Source organism: Plebeiibacterium marinum, from assembly GCF_026013615.1.
Classification (GTDB): domain Bacteria; phylum Bacteroidota; class Bacteroidia; order Bacteroidales; family Marinilabiliaceae; genus Saccharicrinis; species Saccharicrinis marinus_A.
Genome location: NZ_JAPDPI010000035.1, coordinates 1 through 15088 on the forward strand (window position 1 = coordinate 1; position 15088 = coordinate 15088).

Consider the following 15088-nt stretch of genomic DNA (forward strand, 5'->3'; position numbering starts at 1 on the left):
TTACAATTCGCTTAAAATCAATAAGATAATAATTTTGCCATAAATTATTCAATGTATTTAGAATCAGCACATTATAAAAATTTAACGAACTAATGTAACAACGAAGCACTAAATAATTCGAAATAACTCTATTATGACCATATTATTTATCAACTCCATTAGAAAAACAAAATGGGGAGGAGGGGAAAAGTGGATATTAAATACTGCAAATGGTCTTAAATCGTTAAATCATCAGGTTGTTATAGGTGCTCGTCAAAATTCAATTTTAATAAACAAAGCACAACAACAGCAATTAAATACAATTAAAATAAAAAACTATACTGATTTTAGTTTAATTAGCTGTTTACAACTTGTTCGTTATATCAACAATAATAATATTCAGGTAATTGTTGCCTGCCTAAACAGGGATGTAAGAATTGCCGGGGTTGCTTCAAAATTATCTAAAATCAAACCTAAAGTAATTAGCAGACAAGGTGTTGAATTGATAAAAAATCAATGGAAATATAAATTTACTTTTACCCATTTAACACATGGCATATTAACCAACTCTTTTTCAATGAAAAAACTATATGATAGTTTTGGTTGGTGGGATAATAATTTTGTAAAAGTAATACATAATGGTATTTCAACTAAAAAAATAAATAATTCCAAATTTGATTTAAAATTAATTACAGACATTAAGCCTTCTACAAAAATTATTTTAAGTGCTGGAAGACTTGATAAACAAAAAGGTTATATTTATTTATTAGAGGCCGCCAAATTCGCTATTGAACAAGGTAAAGACTGGAAATTTTTTATTGCTGGAAAAGGCAAACAGTATAATTATTTAAAGCAACTGATTGATAAATATAAACTCAACAACAACTTCTTTCTACTGGGCTTTATTGAAAATATCCATCCTCTGCTACAAGCAGCTGATATTTTTGTATTGCCTTCCCTTTACGAAGGTATGCCAAACGTTTTGTTAGAATCAATGCTTGAAAGTGTTCCTGTAATAGCCACTCCTGTAAATGGAACGCCCGAATTGCTAGAAAATAACAAAACCGGCTTATTTATAGAAATAAAAAACTCAAAAGATATTTTTGAAAAAATAGAGTATATTTTTGACAATCCGGAAAAAACAAAACAAATGTCACAGTTGGCCAAAAACAATGTAATCAACAATTTTAGCCTAATAAATTCTATAAAAAAAGTAGAATTATATTTAAAGGAATTATTAGCTAACTAGATTTTTTATTGGTCATATCAAAGTACTTTTGCATAACCAATAAAGAAATTAATTTTTCCCTTTTCTTGTTTTTAAACTGTGCAACATAGGCGTTTGCATTCTTTATTATTTCTAAGGCTTTATCACGATTTTTAATATAATAGGTATTTTTTTTATCAAAATCGTAATAATCTTTCTTAATACATATATAATGAAATTATGTAGTTTTGCGGACTATAAAGGTTTTATAATGAAAAGAGAAGATATAGAAATAATGGCACCTGTAGGTTCCTATGAATCTTTAAGGGCAGCCATCAAGGGTGGGGCTAACTCTGTATATTTTGGGATTGAAGGATTAAATATGCGATCGAGGTCGTCAAATAACTTTACAATTGATGATTTACATGAAATAGCCAGAATTGCGCATAAAAACAACGTAAAAACCTATCTAACAGTAAATACAGTATTATATGATCAGGACTTAAACCTGATGAAAAAAGTTATCCTTGCGGCAAAAGAAGCCAAGCTTTCAGCAATCATTGCTTCAGATGTTGCAGCCATATCTTTTGCACGAGAAATTAATGCTGAAGTTCATTTAAGTACCCAACTTAATATTTCCAACATTGAATCGTTGAAATTTTATGCAAAGTTTGCCGACGTAGTGGTATTAGCAAGAGAGTTGAATCTGGATCAGGTGGCTCAGATATATAGGGAAATAGAACTGCAACAAATAAAAGGACCTGGAGGTAAACTCATTCAAATAGAAATGTTTAGTCATGGAGCATTATGTATGGCAGTTTCCGGGAAATGCTATTTGAGCTTGCACAATACGGACCATTCAGCCAACAGAGGAGCTTGTTTACAGACTTGCAGGAGAAGCTATGTGGTTACAGATAAAGATACAGGACAGGAACTTGAAATTGATAATGAATACATTATGTCGCCCAAAGATTTGAAAACCATCCATTTTTTAAATAAGATGGTAGATGCAGGTGTAAGGGTATTCAAAATAGAAGGAAGAGCAAGAGGACCTGAGTATGTTTATACAGTTGTTAAAGCATACAACGAAGCCATAAATGCCATATTGGAAGGTTCATTCGACCAGGAAAAAATTGAAAATTGGAACAAAGAGTTGAGCACTGTGTTCAACAGAGGATTCTGGGATGGATATTATCTGGGTCAAAAGCTTGGGGAATGGAGCCATAACTATGGAAACAGGGCTACAAAAAGGAAAATGTATATTGGAAAAGGAACAAACTATTTTCCGAAGATTGGAGTGGCTGAGTTTTTACTGGAAACACAAAGCCTGAAAGTTGGGGACGAAATATTGATTACAGGCCCAACTACAGGCATTGTAAAAATGGTTGTTCCGGAATTGAGGGTAGATTTAAAACCAGTTAAAGAAACTATTAAAGGAGACCGTTTTTCAATGCCTGTGCCCGAAAAAATCAGGCGCTCAGATAAACTATATAAAATTGTTCCTGCCCATCCAACTCTAAATCAATAATAACTTTTAATTACAACACCAATGAAATATTCAGGAAACATAGAAAAAATGAGGAGTAACCTTGCTGATGAAGTTCAATATTCATTACCTATAGGAGATAGTTTAATTCTTATGGAGAAACTAATAGGAAAGCAAATTTCCCTTCATTTTTTAAATCAGATAAACTGTGTTTCCTGTGGTAAAAAAACAAATAAATCCTTTGGTCAGGGCTTTTGCTATAACTGTTTTGTAAACGCACCTGAAGCTAGTGAATGTGTTTTACATCCTGATAAATGCAAAGCCCATCTTGGTATCAGCAGAAATATGGAATGGTCAGTAAACCATTGCCTAACACAACACATTGTGTATCTTGCAAACTCTTCAAATCTGAAAGTTGGTATTACACGAAAAAGTCAGGTACCAACAAGATGGATTGACCAGGGAGCTACTGAAGCAATGATAATTGCTGAAACTCCAAACAGACACATTGCAGGTACTATTGAAAAATTTTTAATGCAATACTACTCAGATAAAACAAGTTGGCAAGCCATGCTTAAAGGCAATCCTAAGCCTGTTGATCTCGTAGGGGAGAAAACTAAAATACGGGAATTACTCCCAAATGAGCTAAAAAAATATCTTATAGACTGCAACGATATAGCGCAAATAAACTATCCAATAAATAAATTTCCTGTAAAAATTAAAAGTGAAACTTTTGATAAAACAGATAGGGTAGAGGGGGAATTAACCGGAATTAAAGGACAATACCTGATATTAGATAATTCAAGAGTTATAAACATTAGGAAACACAGAGGTTATTTGGTTGAAATTTCATATTAGCCTACATAAACCATTTTAAAAACACATATAGTGATATTATTCCGGTAAAACATCACCATATGAGTTCTTTTTGATGATTTTAGTTTTCTGCGAAAATTTAATAGATATATTACTCATTAAATAACTGTCAGTTACATTTTCATTAATTGATTTAATTTTAAAAAAATCATTAGTAAAAAACTTTAACTCTTTATTTCTTTTTACCGGTGCTTTAAATAAATTATAGTGCCCTTTCCATTGTTTTGTAATTAATTCACTCACAATTTCATTATTAGTGTCAAAATAACTCATAATAACAACTGGGGCGCCCGATGATATATCATGTACTTTTTTTAATAAATTATAACTTAATAATTGCCTTTTTGAAGGATTGATACCATTACCTACATTTAATTTAAACAAATAAAAAATATAGCCTGTTTTCAGGTATTTAAACTTGTACCATGAAACTACTTTATTCCCAAATGAGTTTCCCTTGTTTTCAAACTGCGTAGAAGAGGTTAAAAGACTAATAACCTTTTTATTAATTAAAAGAAAGTTATTAAATGATAATGAGCCTTTATAGATGGTATCGGTGCAAAGTATTTCATATTCATTTTCATCAATTACATTCTTAAAATGTTCGAACGAAAAAAAACCTCTTACCTCCACAATATCTGATTTCAAAATTTTAATAAAGTTTAAAATAGAATCTCTATGTGAAGATGATTTTTGAGAATAAGAATTGGTAAAATCAAAAGAAACAACTGATATTTTATTATTTGTATTAAAACAACCAGTACAAATAATAATAAGGAATAATATAAATAGCAGTACTTGTTTCATTGAATTGATTTTTAGCCAATATAAAATCAATTCAAACGCAACAACGGATATATTACATGAGAGTTATAATATTATTGATAGTAAGGCTAATATTTTACATTATCGTATTTATCAATTGAATCGATATGAATGGTAACACCAATATTATGGACTTGTTTAACAAGAATTTCATATTTTGAAGCAATAGTATGTGCTTCTGTTAAACTCATTGCTCCCGGAAGTGAGATATGAAAAGTTAATTCTGCGTGATGCCCATATTGATGGATTAAAAAATGATGCGGATCCAGATCCCTTTTAAACTCATTTATTCCAATATCCTGAATACTTTCTTTTAATTCTTCATCAATTTTTTCTCCTAAAAATATTGATAAGGATTCTTTTAAAATTTTGTATGTAGTATAAAAAATCAAAAGCGAAACCACTAATCCCAATACACCATCAATCCACCAAAAATAATGGCCCAGAAATAAACCACCTAAAATAATTATACTGGAAAACGCATCACTCCTATGATGCCATCCATCTGCAATCAAGGATTTAGCATTGCTTTTTTTTCCATAATAAATAGAATACTGAGCCATAGCCTCCTTTACTACAATAGAAATTAAGGTAACTATAATGGCAAAATTACCATATTCAAAGGCCTCATGACTACGTAACTTTATAACAGATTCATAAGTAAAATTAGCACCAACCAACGCCAGTAAAATTCCAACAAAAATTGTGGCCATTAATTCAGCCCTCCCATGACCAAAAGGATGTTCCTGATCTGCTGGTTTAGACGAAACCTTAATACCAACCAATACGGCTACTGAAGAAATTGAATCCGTTAACGTATGCCAGGCATCAGCTACAAGAGCAACAGAATGTGATACAATACCGGCCCAAAACTTTAAAAAAAACAACAATATATTCAGCAATATTGATAGCCATGAAATAATAATCCCAATTTTAAATTTATCCATTACTTTATCTTTTCTGCATCAATGGGGTAACCATTCTTTCGCCATTGATTAAATCCACCTTTTAATTGATAAACATCTTTATATCCAAGTGTATACAACCATTCTGCAGCCGCTTTTGTTCTTTGTCCTTCTTCACAATAAATAAAAATTACAGCTTCTTTATCAATTTTTTTCAAATACTCTGAAAATTTTTCTTTTGTATCTGCTAATACTGCATCTATTAGCCTACTTTTAATATACTCACTTTCAATGCGTAAATCAAACAAATGCACATTACGCTTATTTTCGTATACTTCGCTAAAAAATTCATTGCTTGTAAGTATATTATTTTCCGCTTTTTGGATAAAACCAGAAAATAACATAAAGCAATTCATTAATACAACTGTAAAAAAACTCCGTGTCATAAATTATTAAATCATAAAAAAATCTGAAATAATTTGATCCGTAATCATTTTTTTATCATCAGAAACCATTATAAAACCTTGCTCCATTATAACATTTTTATTACGAAGCTGAATTTCTAATTCTTTATAAAAATGTTGCCAAATATGCTCATTAAACAACTCTTTTAAACTTGAAATACATAAACCTTTTCGGGTTCGTAAACTAAGCATCACTACCTCATTGTACCGATCCTTTTCTGACAAATACTCTTCTGTAAAATAATCAGCATTATTAAATAATCCGTATATATAATCTTTTATGCTAGAAACATTCCACCTCCTGATATTACCATATAAGGAATGGGCTGCGGGTCCTATTCCAATATAGTCTTTACCAGTCCAATATGAAGAATTATGTTTGGATTCAAAACCTGAAACAGCAAAATTTGATATTTCATAATCTACAAAACCCTTACTATTAAGCTCCTTGATTAAATAAGAATACTGTTGTAAACTATCATTATCCGAAAGTTCAGCGATTTCCCCTCTTTTAAGTTTTTGATAAAAGGGCGTTCCTGTTTCAAAAGTTAAATGATAGGCCGAAATATGCTGAACATTTAACATCAGGGCAGTGTTGACAGTTTTTTTCCAACTATCTAAATTTAAACCTGGTACCCCATAGATTAAATCAATACTAATATTTGAATAACCAACTTTTTGGGCAAGCGAAACAGTTTCCCGAGCCTGCAACGCACTATGCCTCCTGTTCATAAAATTTAATACGCCATCATCAAAACTTTGGGTACCTATGCTTAACCGGTTAAATCCCACCTCAAGCAGGTCTGTTAAATACTCTTTTGTAACGTCATCCGGATTAACTTCTACAGTCATTTCTACTACTCGGGATTTATCAACATACTTAAATATTTCTGAAAAAATAGCTTCAAAATCATTCTTACTTAGCAAACTCGGTGTTCCCCCTCCAAAATAAATTGTATCAGCCCCATTAGAGATAATTTCTTCTTTTCGTTGCAATATTTCTTTTTTTACAGCGTCAATAAACTGTTTTTTAAAGCTTATATCTGTAATACTGTAAAAATCACAATAACCACATTTTTTGATACAAAACGGTATATGAAAATAGATACCTGCCATTTAAAATAACTATTAAAATCTTTTAACATCAACGTTTCACGTGAAACATTTATTTTATACTATATTGCGAACAATTGTTAATAAGTTCCGTTGAAAAATAAGGAATTGTTGAAAACTTCACTATTGAAAAATGCATATTTTAAAAACATATTGGAGAACATTAATTGTAATAGCATTTATACTCTTTTTAAGTCTTATAAATGTTAACAAGATCACTCCAAATAACATCCATTTTTTTAAGCACTTTGATAAGTTTGCCCATTTTATTATGTACTTTGGTTTAAGTCTTATCTTTTTTTTAGAGAACTATAAAAACAAATATTCTTTACGCAAATTTTGGATTATTATTGATACAATTTCTTTTGGAATATTAGTTGAGTTTCTCCAACTTATTTTGACCAATATTAGAACTGCCAATTTTTTCGATGCTGTTTTTAATAGCATTGGGGTAATATTCGGAGCTGGCTTATTCCTTTTAATAAAAGATTCAGCCTTTGTTTATAAGATTCTCTTATTCAAAAAAACATATTATAATAAATAGTAGTCATCTTTATTTTCTATCCTGTCAATAATATTCTTAAGCGTTTCTGATTTAAACATATCATACATATCAGCTCTGAGCTTGCAAAACTTGTCGTGTATCGGACACGGCAGTTTTTTATCGTGTATAGATTTACAGGAATTTAATCCTATCAAACACATTTCAAACATATCCATTCCGTCCACTACCTTTATTATATCCAAAAGTGAAATATCTGACGGATCCATAGCTATTGAAAAACCACCATGCGGACCTTTTGTTGACAACAACATTTTTTGTTTTGCCAGTTGCTGCAATATTTTACCTAAAAAAGGAGTTGGTATATTTAACTCTTCTGAAATCTTCTTAATTCCAATTTTCTTTTCCTCGTTTTTATTTAAAGCTAAATATATAACTGCCCTTACCGCATATTTACAGGTATTTGATAACATAATAAAAGATTTTTATATGCAAAAATACATAAATAAAATAAATCACAACAACAAAAACACTATGCCCCTAGTATCCAATCACTTAAATAGTATATTTTTAAGTAAAAACAAAAAAAAGGCTAACAACCAAATATAGTTATTAGCCTTAAAAATTAGATAGAATATTTCTTATTTACATGGAATTTTTTCTATACGCGCCATATGGCGACCTCCTTCAAAGGTGGTATTAATAAATGCAGTAACTATTTCTTTAGCAACTTGCGTTGAAATAAACCTGGCAGGTAAAGAACAAACATTAGCATCATTATGTAACCTGGCCAACTCCGAAATTTCCTTATTCCAACATAAAGCAGCTCTAATTCCCTGATGTTTATTAACTGTCATATTAATACCATTTCCACTACCACAAACAGAAATACCAAAATCTACCTCATTGTTTTCAACAGCGGAGGCCATTGGATGAGCCCAATCTGCATAATCTGTACTTTCAGTCGAATGTGTACCAAAATCAATAACCTCTAAACCTAAGTCACTTAAAAAGTCTTTTAAGACTTCCTTTAATTCATAGCCTGCATGATCAGCGGCCATACCTACCTTTGTATATTGCATTTTTGTTTTCAAAGATAGAAAGAAATCAACACTTTAAAAACATGTTGATAACCGTTTAAACACTGTTAATAAAATGTGAATTCAGAAATTAGAATTTAAAGAAAATAAATTTGGAAAAATGAAATTAAAATTAAATTAAAGTCATTCCTATTCAAGTCAAGAAATAAAACATCTTTTTTAAAGCCAATTTCAAACAGTATTTTAACAGCTTAAATAAGCTATAAACAGATATTCTTATTAAATTTGCCAGCTATTAACAACATGTTAATAAAGTAGGTTAAATATTTGATTTTAAACAATAACTACAGTAAAGAAATTGTTAATTGAATATTAATATCTCGATCGTAGATGTTTATGAAGATATAAAGCAAACGATTTTCCATATTTTTATAAACTTTACTAACAGGATATTATCATTACTATAGATTTTTAAATTTCTCTTTTTATATATTTATTATAATGGAAGTAAAAGAAAGTTGGATTAAAAATGGTTTCGTAAATGAACCTTGTGATAAGATTGAAAATATTCGTGAAGAGTTTTTAAAATTGAAAAAAGAGAAGAATGCCGTATTAATGGCGCATTTTTATCAGGAAGACGATATTCAGGATATTGCAGATTTTGTTGGTGATAGTTTAGCATTGGCCCAATATGCCAGTAAAACTGATGCCGATATTATCATTGTTGCAGGAGTTCACTTTATGGGTGAAACAGCTAAAATATTGTCGCCGGAAAAAACGGTACTGATTCCAGATCTTAATGCAGGGTGTAGTTTGGCCGATAGCTGTCCGCCTGATGAATTTGAGGAGTTTATTAAAAATTACCCAGAGCATAAAGTGATTACTTACGTAAACACCTCTGCCAAAATTAAGGCACTCTCTGATGTTGTGGTAACTTCAACCAATGCCAAAGCTATTGTTGATAGTTTTGATAAAGAGGAAAAGTTAATATTTGGTCCCGACCGTAATTTGGGTAATTACATTAATGGTATTACTGGTAGGGAAATGGTGCTTTGGAATGGAGCATGTCATGTCCATGAAAAATTTTCGTTGGAAAAGATCCTCGATTTAAAGAAGGAGCATCCGGATGCTAAATTATTAGCTCATCCCGAATGTAAAAAACCTTTGTTGATGGTTGCAGACCATGTAGGATCGACTGCTGCTTTGTTAAAATATTCCTTTACCGACAATGCAAATAAATTCATTGTTGCTACAGAATCTGGTATTTTACACCAAATGCGCATAAAGAGCCCGAATAAGACCTTTATTCCTGCTCCGCCTAATGATTCTACATGTGCATGCAATGATTGCAATTTTATGCGCTTAAATACGATGGAAAAGCTATATAATGCCTTGAGGTATTCCTGGCCTTCTGTAGAAGTTGAGGAAAGTATTAGGGTAAAGGCCGTAAAACCTATTGAAAGGATGTTGGATATATCTGAAAGATTAGGTCTGTAAATCATTTTAAATCAATATAATCTAAAAGTATTTATGAATCCATTGAATATATTATTAGTTGAGGATAATGTATTGAATCAAAAGCTCATTTTTTTAAACTTGTCAAAATTTGGTCATCAGATTGATGTAGCCGACAATGGAAAAGTAGCAGTAGATAAGGTGAAGAATAATAAATATGATATAGTAATTATGGATTTGATGATGCCAGTAATGGATGGTATCGAAGCAACAAGGAACATCAGGGAATGGGAAAAGGATAAAACTTTTAAAACCTGTATTATTGGTTTAACCGCTAACACCTTTGATGCCGACCGGGATAAATGTCTAGCCAACGGTATGGATGAATATATGGCTAAACCTTTTAACCTTAAATTGTTTGATAACTTACTTAGGGAGTTGGATATTGTTAAATAGTATTATTGATGCAAGATCAGTTTGATATACGTGAAGAGGGCTACCAGTCGGTAGAAAATGAGGTGGAGAATAAGTTACGGCCTTTAAGCTTTGATGATTTTCAGGGACAAAACAAAATTGTTGAAAATCTTAAGATTTTTGTACAGGCTGCCTCCATGCGAAATGAAGCTCTGGACCATGTTCTTTTGCACGGACCACCTGGACTTGGCAAAACTACGCTTTCCAATATAGTAGCTAATGAGTTAAATGTGGGTTTCAAGATTACCAGTGGACCTGTTCTTGATAAACCTGGCGATTTAGCCGGAATTTTGACCAATCTTGAACCCAATGATGTTTTATTCATTGATGAAATACATAGGCTTAGTCCTGTAGTTGAAGAATATTTGTATTCTGCAATGGAGGACTACAGAATTGATATAGTGATCGATAAAGGACCAGGAGCAAGAAGTATCCAAATTGATTTAAATCCCTTTACCCTTGTTGGTGCCACTACCCGAAGCGGACTGTTGACTAGTCCACTAAGAGCCAGGTTTGGTATTAACTGTCATCTTGAATATTACGATTCTGATGTTTTGTCAGGTATCGTAAAAAGATCTTCGAGTATTTTAGATACCCCAATTTCAGAGGACGCAAGTTATGAAATAGCTGGAAGAAGCAGGGGGACTCCCCGAATAGCTAATGCTTTGTTACGTAGGGTCAGAGATTTTGCCCAGGTTAAGGGTAATGGAAGTATAGATCTTAAAATTTCTGAGTTTTCGCTTGAGGCTTTAAATATTGATCAGCATGGCTTGGATGAAATGGATCATAAAATTTTATTGACTCTTATTGATAAGTTTCAGGGAGGACCTGTAGGCATTAGTACTATAGCTACTGCTATTGGCGAAGATGCAGGTACTATTGAAGAAGTGTATGAACCTTTTCTTATTAAAGAGGGATTTATAAAGAGGACTCCCAGAGGACGTATGGTAACTCCTTTTGCCTACGATCATTTAGGAAGAAGTAATAATAACCAGGAACAATTTTCATTGTTTTAAAAACTAAGCTACTTGAGTAAGTTAAAGTCGTTGGCAGGAGAAACCATAATTTATGGAGGGGGTACTATTTTAGTACGTTTGTTAAATTGGCTTATGATGCCTTATTACATTCGTACTATGGATCAGCTTCAATATGGTTATCTTACTGAAGTTTATAGTTATATCGCCATCTTTTTAGTGATTTTAACTTATGGATTTGAAACCACTTTTTTTAGGTTTTCGAAGGAAGATAATTACAAAAGAGTTTTTACTACCGGGTTATACAGTATTGTAGGAACAAGTATATTATTTCTCTTCATTTTATTTATCGCCATTAAAAATTTAAATTTCTCAAATACATATGGTGCTTATGAGAATTTGTTGTTAATAGCTGGTTTGATAGTTGCTATTGATGCTATATCTGCCCTTATTTTTGCTAAAATGAGGTATAAGGGACAAAGTATTAGGTTTTCTCTTATTAAGCTCTTAAACGTATTTATATTGATTTTTTTTAATGTCTTTTTTTTATTTATCTGTCCTCTTTTAAAAGATCTTGATTTTTTATTGGATAGTAATTACAGCCGTTTTATTAATTGGTTTTATAATTCAGATTACGAAGCCTATTATGTCCTTATCTCTAATCTTTTTGCATCCTTGGGTGTTTTGGTCTTATTATTGAAGGATTTTGTTAAAGATATAGGCATATTTGACCTTGTTTTGTTAAAGAAAATGTACAAGTATTCTTATCCTATTTTGATTGTTGGTATTACCGGTATGGTTAATCAAAGTATTGATAAGATTCTTTTACCCAGATTAATTGGAGGAGAAGAAGGATACAATATGGTAGCTTTGTATGGTGCAAATTTTAAGATTGGGGTATTAATGGCCATGTTTACCCAATCATTTCGACTTGCTTTTGAACCTTTCTTTTTTAAACATAATCAAGAATCAAAGGATAATACAATTTATGGTCTAATTCTTACATATTTTATTTTATTTGGTTTATTGATCTTCTTGGGGGTTACCTTTTTTATCGATGTTATTAATATTATTTTGGTACCTGCCTATAAAGATGCCAACGGTGTTATTCCGCTTGTTTTACTAGCTCAATTGTTAAGTGGTATTTATTTTACCCTGTCAATTTGGTACAAAGTTACTGATAAAACCATTTATGGTGCGTATATGGGTATTGTAGGTACACTTGTTACCTTGATATCTAATATTTTATTAATTCCCGTATTGGGCTATTATGGGTGTGCATTAAGTGGAGTTCTATGCTTTTTAAGTATGGTTTTATTCAGTGTTTATTGGGGGCACAAAAAGTACCCGATAAGTTATAATTGGAGTAAAATTTTAGGATACTTTATACTGGCATCTATTTTGTATGGGCTGGGTGTTTTTTTATGGCCTAAATTTGTTTTATATGTGTATTTAGAAGATACTGTTTTGAGTAATATTAGCATTTTAATGGGTCGTATTTGCTTATTAGTTGTATTTTTGGCAGTTGTGTATAAAGTAGACATAAAGAGAAAAATTGTTTTTTGAAATGGGAATACAAATTAAAATTGTAAACAAGAGTAATAATCCATTACCACAGTATAGTACTAAGTTATCTGCAGGACTTGATTTAAGAGCTTATTTAAGTGGCGATATTATATTAAAACCCCTTCAAAGGGTTTTAATTCCTACAGGTCTGTATATTCAATTAGAAGAAGGATATGAGGCTCAAATTAGACCGCGTAGTGGTTTAGCACTTAAGCATGGTCTTACTGTTTTAAATACTCCAGGTACTATTGATGCAGATTACCGTGGTGAAATTAAAGTAATTTTAGTTAACCTTAGTAATGAAGATTTTACTATAAAATCTGGCGAGAGAATCTGTCAAATGGTTATTGCAAAACATGAAACTATCGAATTCCTGTTAGTTGAGGATTTGGACTCCACAGCAAGAGGTGAAGGAGGATTTGGACATACCGGAAAAAATTAGTAGTTAAAATAAGATTAAATGAGATATTTGCTTTCTACCATAATTATAAGTAGTGTTTTAATAGGTTGTAATACTGTCAAGAAGGTACCGCATGTTGTGCAGGAATCTCCATCAAAAAATATAGTTCTTTCATCCATGGATAAAAGGAAATTCGACTATTTTTTTTACGAAGCACAACGTTTAAAAGTACAAGGGAAAATTGATAAGACTAAAATGTACCTTGTTGAATGCTTAAAAATTGATTCATTATCAAGTGCTTGTTATTATGAGTTAGCAAATATTGAAATTGGATTTAAAAATTTTGAAGGAGCCCAAGAGTTACTTACCCAAGCTGTTAGGTTAGATCCCGGTAACAAGTGGTATAAAATGTTACTAGGTGATTTGTATCAACAGAATAAGGACTTAGCAGGATCAATAAAAATTTATGAACAGCTTGTTTTGCAATATCCCGATAATGAGGAGTTTTTGTATATTCTTTCTCAATTATACGCTCAAAATACTCAATATGAACAAGCCATTAATTCTTATAATCAATTAGAAAGTAAACTGGGCATTAATGAAGTAATTTCTTTGGAAAAAGAGAAGTTATATATAAAATTAGGGAAAAAGAATCTTGCGTATAAAGAAATTGAAAACCTTATAAAAGATAATCCTTATGAACCTAGATATTATGGTTTTTTAGGAGACGTATACTTTTATAATAAAGACTTGGAGAAAGCTAAACAAGCCTATTCAAATATATTGTCGTTAGATCATGGAAATGGTTTAGGTTATTTTTCTTTGGCAAATGTTGCTCTTCAAGAAAAAGATACGATTAATTTTTTCAGTTATTATAAGAGTGCTATCAAAGATAAGGATTTAGCTATAGATATTAAAGTGCAAAGATTATTACCTTTTCTTTTCAGTAATGACTTTAAAGGGTATAGTGATACTACAGTCATTAATAATCTATTTATATCTCTTACTGAAATTCATAAGGATGAAGCTAAGGGATATAGTGTTTATGCTAATTATCTTCAAAATAAAGGTAATTTAAAACAAGCTATTAGTAATTATAAAAAGGGACTGGGAATAGATAATAGTGATGCTTCAGTATGGCAGGAAATGTTTTTATTACAAATTAATATTGGAGATTTCCAAAATTTATTGCTAGATACTAAGGAAGCTTTAATTATTTTCCCTAATGAGCCCGTTTTTTGCCTATTTAATGGTATGGCCTTTATGCAATCAGGAGATAATAAGTCCGCATTAAATGCATTACAACATGGCTTGGAATATGTGGATGAAAATAAGGTTTTAAAGGGGCAATTCCATTCTTATTTGGGCGATGTATTGTATAGTATGAATCAGAAAGAGAAAGCATTTTCAAATTATGAAATGGCACTACAAATTGATGAAAATAATGTGGTTGTTTTAAATAATTTCAGTTATTATTTATCATTAGACAATTCAGATTTAGAAAGGGCAGAAAAGATGATTTCTAAATGTATTGAATTAGAACCAGGTAATGCAACCTATCTTGATACTTATGCCTGGGTATTATTTAAACGAGGAAGGTATTTTGAGGCCAAATATATCATCGAAAGGGCTATCGATAATGGTGGAACTGAAAGTAATGTTATAGTGGAACATTATGGTGATATTTTATACAAGAATGGAAATGTATCTGAAGCTCTGATACAATGGAAAAAATCTTTAGATATGGGAAATCAATCAGAGGTTTTATTAAAGAAGATAGAGAAGAATATATATGTTGAAGATTAATATTTGTTGGATTTCA

At 31.1% G+C, this 15088-nt stretch carries 16 protein-coding genes; 10 read left to right on the forward strand and 6 right to left on the reverse strand.

Annotation, left to right across the window (positions count from 1 at the left end; translation table 11 throughout):
- Window positions 1-133: 133 nt before the first annotated feature.
- The 3 genes from OM074_RS15200 to OM074_RS15210 all read left to right on the forward strand — a co-directional run bounded on the left by OM074_RS15200 (window position 134) and on the right by OM074_RS15210 (window position 3530).
- Window positions 134-1228: a glycosyltransferase gene (locus OM074_RS15200; protein WP_301200950.1), complete on the forward strand. Its 1095-nt coding sequence runs from the start codon at window positions 134-136 to the stop codon at window positions 1226-1228.
- Window positions 1229-1457: 229 nt separating this feature from the next.
- On the forward strand, window positions 1458-2714 hold the full coding sequence (locus tag OM074_RS15205) for a peptidase U32 family protein (protein ID WP_301200952.1): 1257 nt from the start codon (window positions 1458-1460) through the stop codon (window positions 2712-2714).
- A gap of 21 nt (window positions 2715-2735) precedes the next feature.
- Window positions 2736-3530: a DUF2797 domain-containing protein gene (locus tag OM074_RS15210; RefSeq protein WP_301200954.1), complete on the forward strand. Its 795-nt coding sequence runs from the start codon at window positions 2736-2738 to the stop codon at window positions 3528-3530.
- 36 nt (window positions 3531-3566) lie between these two features.
- On the opposite strand, the gene OM074_RS15215 is transcribed toward OM074_RS15210, so the two are convergent.
- The 4 genes from OM074_RS15215 to hemW all read right to left on the reverse strand — a co-directional run bounded on the left by OM074_RS15215 (window position 3567) and on the right by hemW (window position 6858).
- A complete protein-coding gene (locus OM074_RS15215) occupies window positions 3567-4355 on the reverse strand; it encodes a hypothetical protein (protein WP_301200956.1) in 789 nt (262 codons plus the stop codon).
- 86 nt (window positions 4356-4441) lie between these two features.
- On the reverse strand, window positions 4442-5320 hold the full coding sequence (locus tag OM074_RS15220; RefSeq protein WP_301200958.1) for a cation diffusion facilitator family transporter: 879 nt from the start codon (window positions 5318-5320) through the stop codon (window positions 4442-4444).
- On the reverse strand, window positions 5320-5682 hold the full coding sequence (locus tag OM074_RS15225; protein WP_301200960.1) for a rhodanese-like domain-containing protein: 363 nt from the start codon (window positions 5680-5682) through the stop codon (window positions 5320-5322). Before OM074_RS15225 ends, OM074_RS15220 begins: the two co-directional genes overlap by 1 nt.
- A gap of 48 nt (window positions 5683-5730) precedes the next feature.
- Window positions 5731-6858, reverse strand: a complete 1128-nt coding sequence (gene hemW, locus OM074_RS15230) for a radical SAM family heme chaperone HemW (RefSeq protein WP_301200962.1) — start codon at window positions 6856-6858, stop codon at window positions 5731-5733.
- A 130-nt stretch (window positions 6859-6988) separates the two neighbouring features.
- Between hemW and OM074_RS21495 the strand changes: the two genes are divergently transcribed.
- Window positions 6989-7399, forward strand: a complete 411-nt coding sequence (locus OM074_RS21495; RefSeq protein WP_363320272.1) for a VanZ family protein — start codon at window positions 6989-6991, stop codon at window positions 7397-7399.
- Here the strand turns inward: OM074_RS21495 and OM074_RS15235 are convergent.
- Together OM074_RS15235 and rpiB are read right to left on the reverse strand one after the other, a co-directional pair.
- Window positions 7387-7830: an RrF2 family transcriptional regulator gene (locus OM074_RS15235; protein ID WP_301200964.1), complete on the reverse strand. Its 444-nt coding sequence runs from the start codon at window positions 7828-7830 to the stop codon at window positions 7387-7389. The genes OM074_RS21495 and OM074_RS15235 overlap by 13 nt on opposite strands.
- A 168-nt stretch (window positions 7831-7998) precedes the next feature.
- Window positions 7999-8439: a ribose 5-phosphate isomerase B gene (rpiB, locus tag OM074_RS15240; protein ID WP_301200966.1), complete on the reverse strand. Its 441-nt coding sequence runs from the start codon at window positions 8437-8439 to the stop codon at window positions 7999-8001.
- 459 nt (window positions 8440-8898) lie between these two features.
- Here rpiB and nadA point away from each other — a divergent pair, with 459 nt between their 5' ends.
- Genes nadA through OM074_RS15270 form a run of 6 tightly spaced genes read left to right on the forward strand, consistent with a single transcriptional unit; the run spans window position 8899 to window position 15072 of the window.
- Window positions 8899-9894 (forward strand): quinolinate synthase NadA, encoded by a 996-nt coding sequence (gene nadA, locus OM074_RS15245; RefSeq protein ID WP_301200968.1) that lies wholly within the window; start codon window positions 8899-8901, stop codon window positions 9892-9894.
- A 33-nt stretch (window positions 9895-9927) separates the two neighbouring features.
- Window positions 9928-10308, forward strand: a complete 381-nt coding sequence (locus OM074_RS15250; protein WP_301200970.1) for a response regulator — start codon at window positions 9928-9930, stop codon at window positions 10306-10308.
- 8 nt (window positions 10309-10316) lie between these two features.
- A complete protein-coding gene (gene ruvB, locus OM074_RS15255) occupies window positions 10317-11342 on the forward strand; it encodes a Holliday junction branch migration DNA helicase RuvB (RefSeq protein WP_301200972.1) in 1026 nt (341 codons plus the stop codon).
- 12 nt (window positions 11343-11354) lie between these two features.
- Window positions 11355-12866 carry an MATE family efflux transporter gene (locus OM074_RS15260; protein ID WP_301200974.1) on the forward strand — a complete coding sequence of 504 codons (1512 nt, stop codon included), beginning with the start codon at window positions 11355-11357 and terminating at the stop codon, window positions 12864-12866.
- A gap of 1 nt (window position 12867) precedes the next feature.
- On the forward strand, window positions 12868-13308 hold the full coding sequence (gene dut, locus OM074_RS15265; protein WP_301200976.1) for a dUTP diphosphatase: 441 nt from the start codon (window positions 12868-12870) through the stop codon (window positions 13306-13308).
- Window positions 13309-13326: 18 nt separating this feature from the next.
- Window positions 13327-15072 carry a tetratricopeptide repeat protein gene (locus tag OM074_RS15270; RefSeq protein ID WP_301200978.1) on the forward strand — a complete coding sequence of 582 codons (1746 nt, stop codon included), beginning with the start codon at window positions 13327-13329 and terminating at the stop codon, window positions 15070-15072.
- Window positions 15073-15088: the final 16 nt, after the last annotated feature.

Bases quoted from the DNA above. Each gene is read 5' to 3' on its own strand.
- OM074_RS15200 (WP_301200950.1), top strand. From the start codon at position 134: ATGACCATATTATTTATCAACTCCATTAGAAAAACAAAATGGGGAGGA.
- OM074_RS15205 (WP_301200952.1), top strand. From the start codon at position 1,458: ATGAAAAGAGAAGATATAGAAATAATGGCACCTGTAGGTTCCTATGAA.
- OM074_RS15210 (WP_301200954.1), top strand. From the start codon at position 2,736: ATGAAATATTCAGGAAACATAGAAAAAATGAGGAGTAACCTTGCTGAT.
- OM074_RS15215 (WP_301200956.1), bottom strand. From the start codon at position 4,355: ATGAAACAAGTACTGCTATTTATATTATTCCTTATTATTATTTGTACT.
- OM074_RS15220 (WP_301200958.1), bottom strand. From the start codon at position 5,320: ATGGATAAATTTAAAATTGGGATTATTATTTCATGGCTATCAATATTG.
- OM074_RS15225 (WP_301200960.1), bottom strand. From the start codon at position 5,682: ATGTTATTTTCTGGTTTTATCCAAAAAGCGGAAAATAATATACTTACA.
- hemW (WP_301200962.1), bottom strand. From the start codon at position 6,858: ATGGCAGGTATCTATTTTCATATACCGTTTTGTATCAAAAAATGTGGT.
- OM074_RS21495 (WP_363320272.1), top strand. From the start codon at position 6,989: ATGCATATTTTAAAAACATATTGGAGAACATTAATTGTAATAGCATTT.
- OM074_RS15235 (WP_301200964.1), bottom strand. From the start codon at position 7,830: ATGTTATCAAATACCTGTAAATATGCGGTAAGGGCAGTTATATATTTA.
- rpiB (WP_301200966.1), bottom strand. From the start codon at position 8,439: ATGCAATATACAAAGGTAGGTATGGCCGCTGATCATGCAGGCTATGAA.
- nadA (WP_301200968.1), top strand. From the start codon at position 8,899: ATGGAAGTAAAAGAAAGTTGGATTAAAAATGGTTTCGTAAATGAACCT.
- OM074_RS15250 (WP_301200970.1), top strand. From the start codon at position 9,928: ATGAATCCATTGAATATATTATTAGTTGAGGATAATGTATTGAATCAA.
- ruvB (WP_301200972.1), top strand. From the start codon at position 10,317: ATGCAAGATCAGTTTGATATACGTGAAGAGGGCTACCAGTCGGTAGAA.
- dut (WP_301200976.1), top strand. From the start codon at position 12,868: ATGGGAATACAAATTAAAATTGTAAACAAGAGTAATAATCCATTACCA.
- OM074_RS15270 (WP_301200978.1), top strand. From the start codon at position 13,327: ATGAGATATTTGCTTTCTACCATAATTATAAGTAGTGTTTTAATAGGT.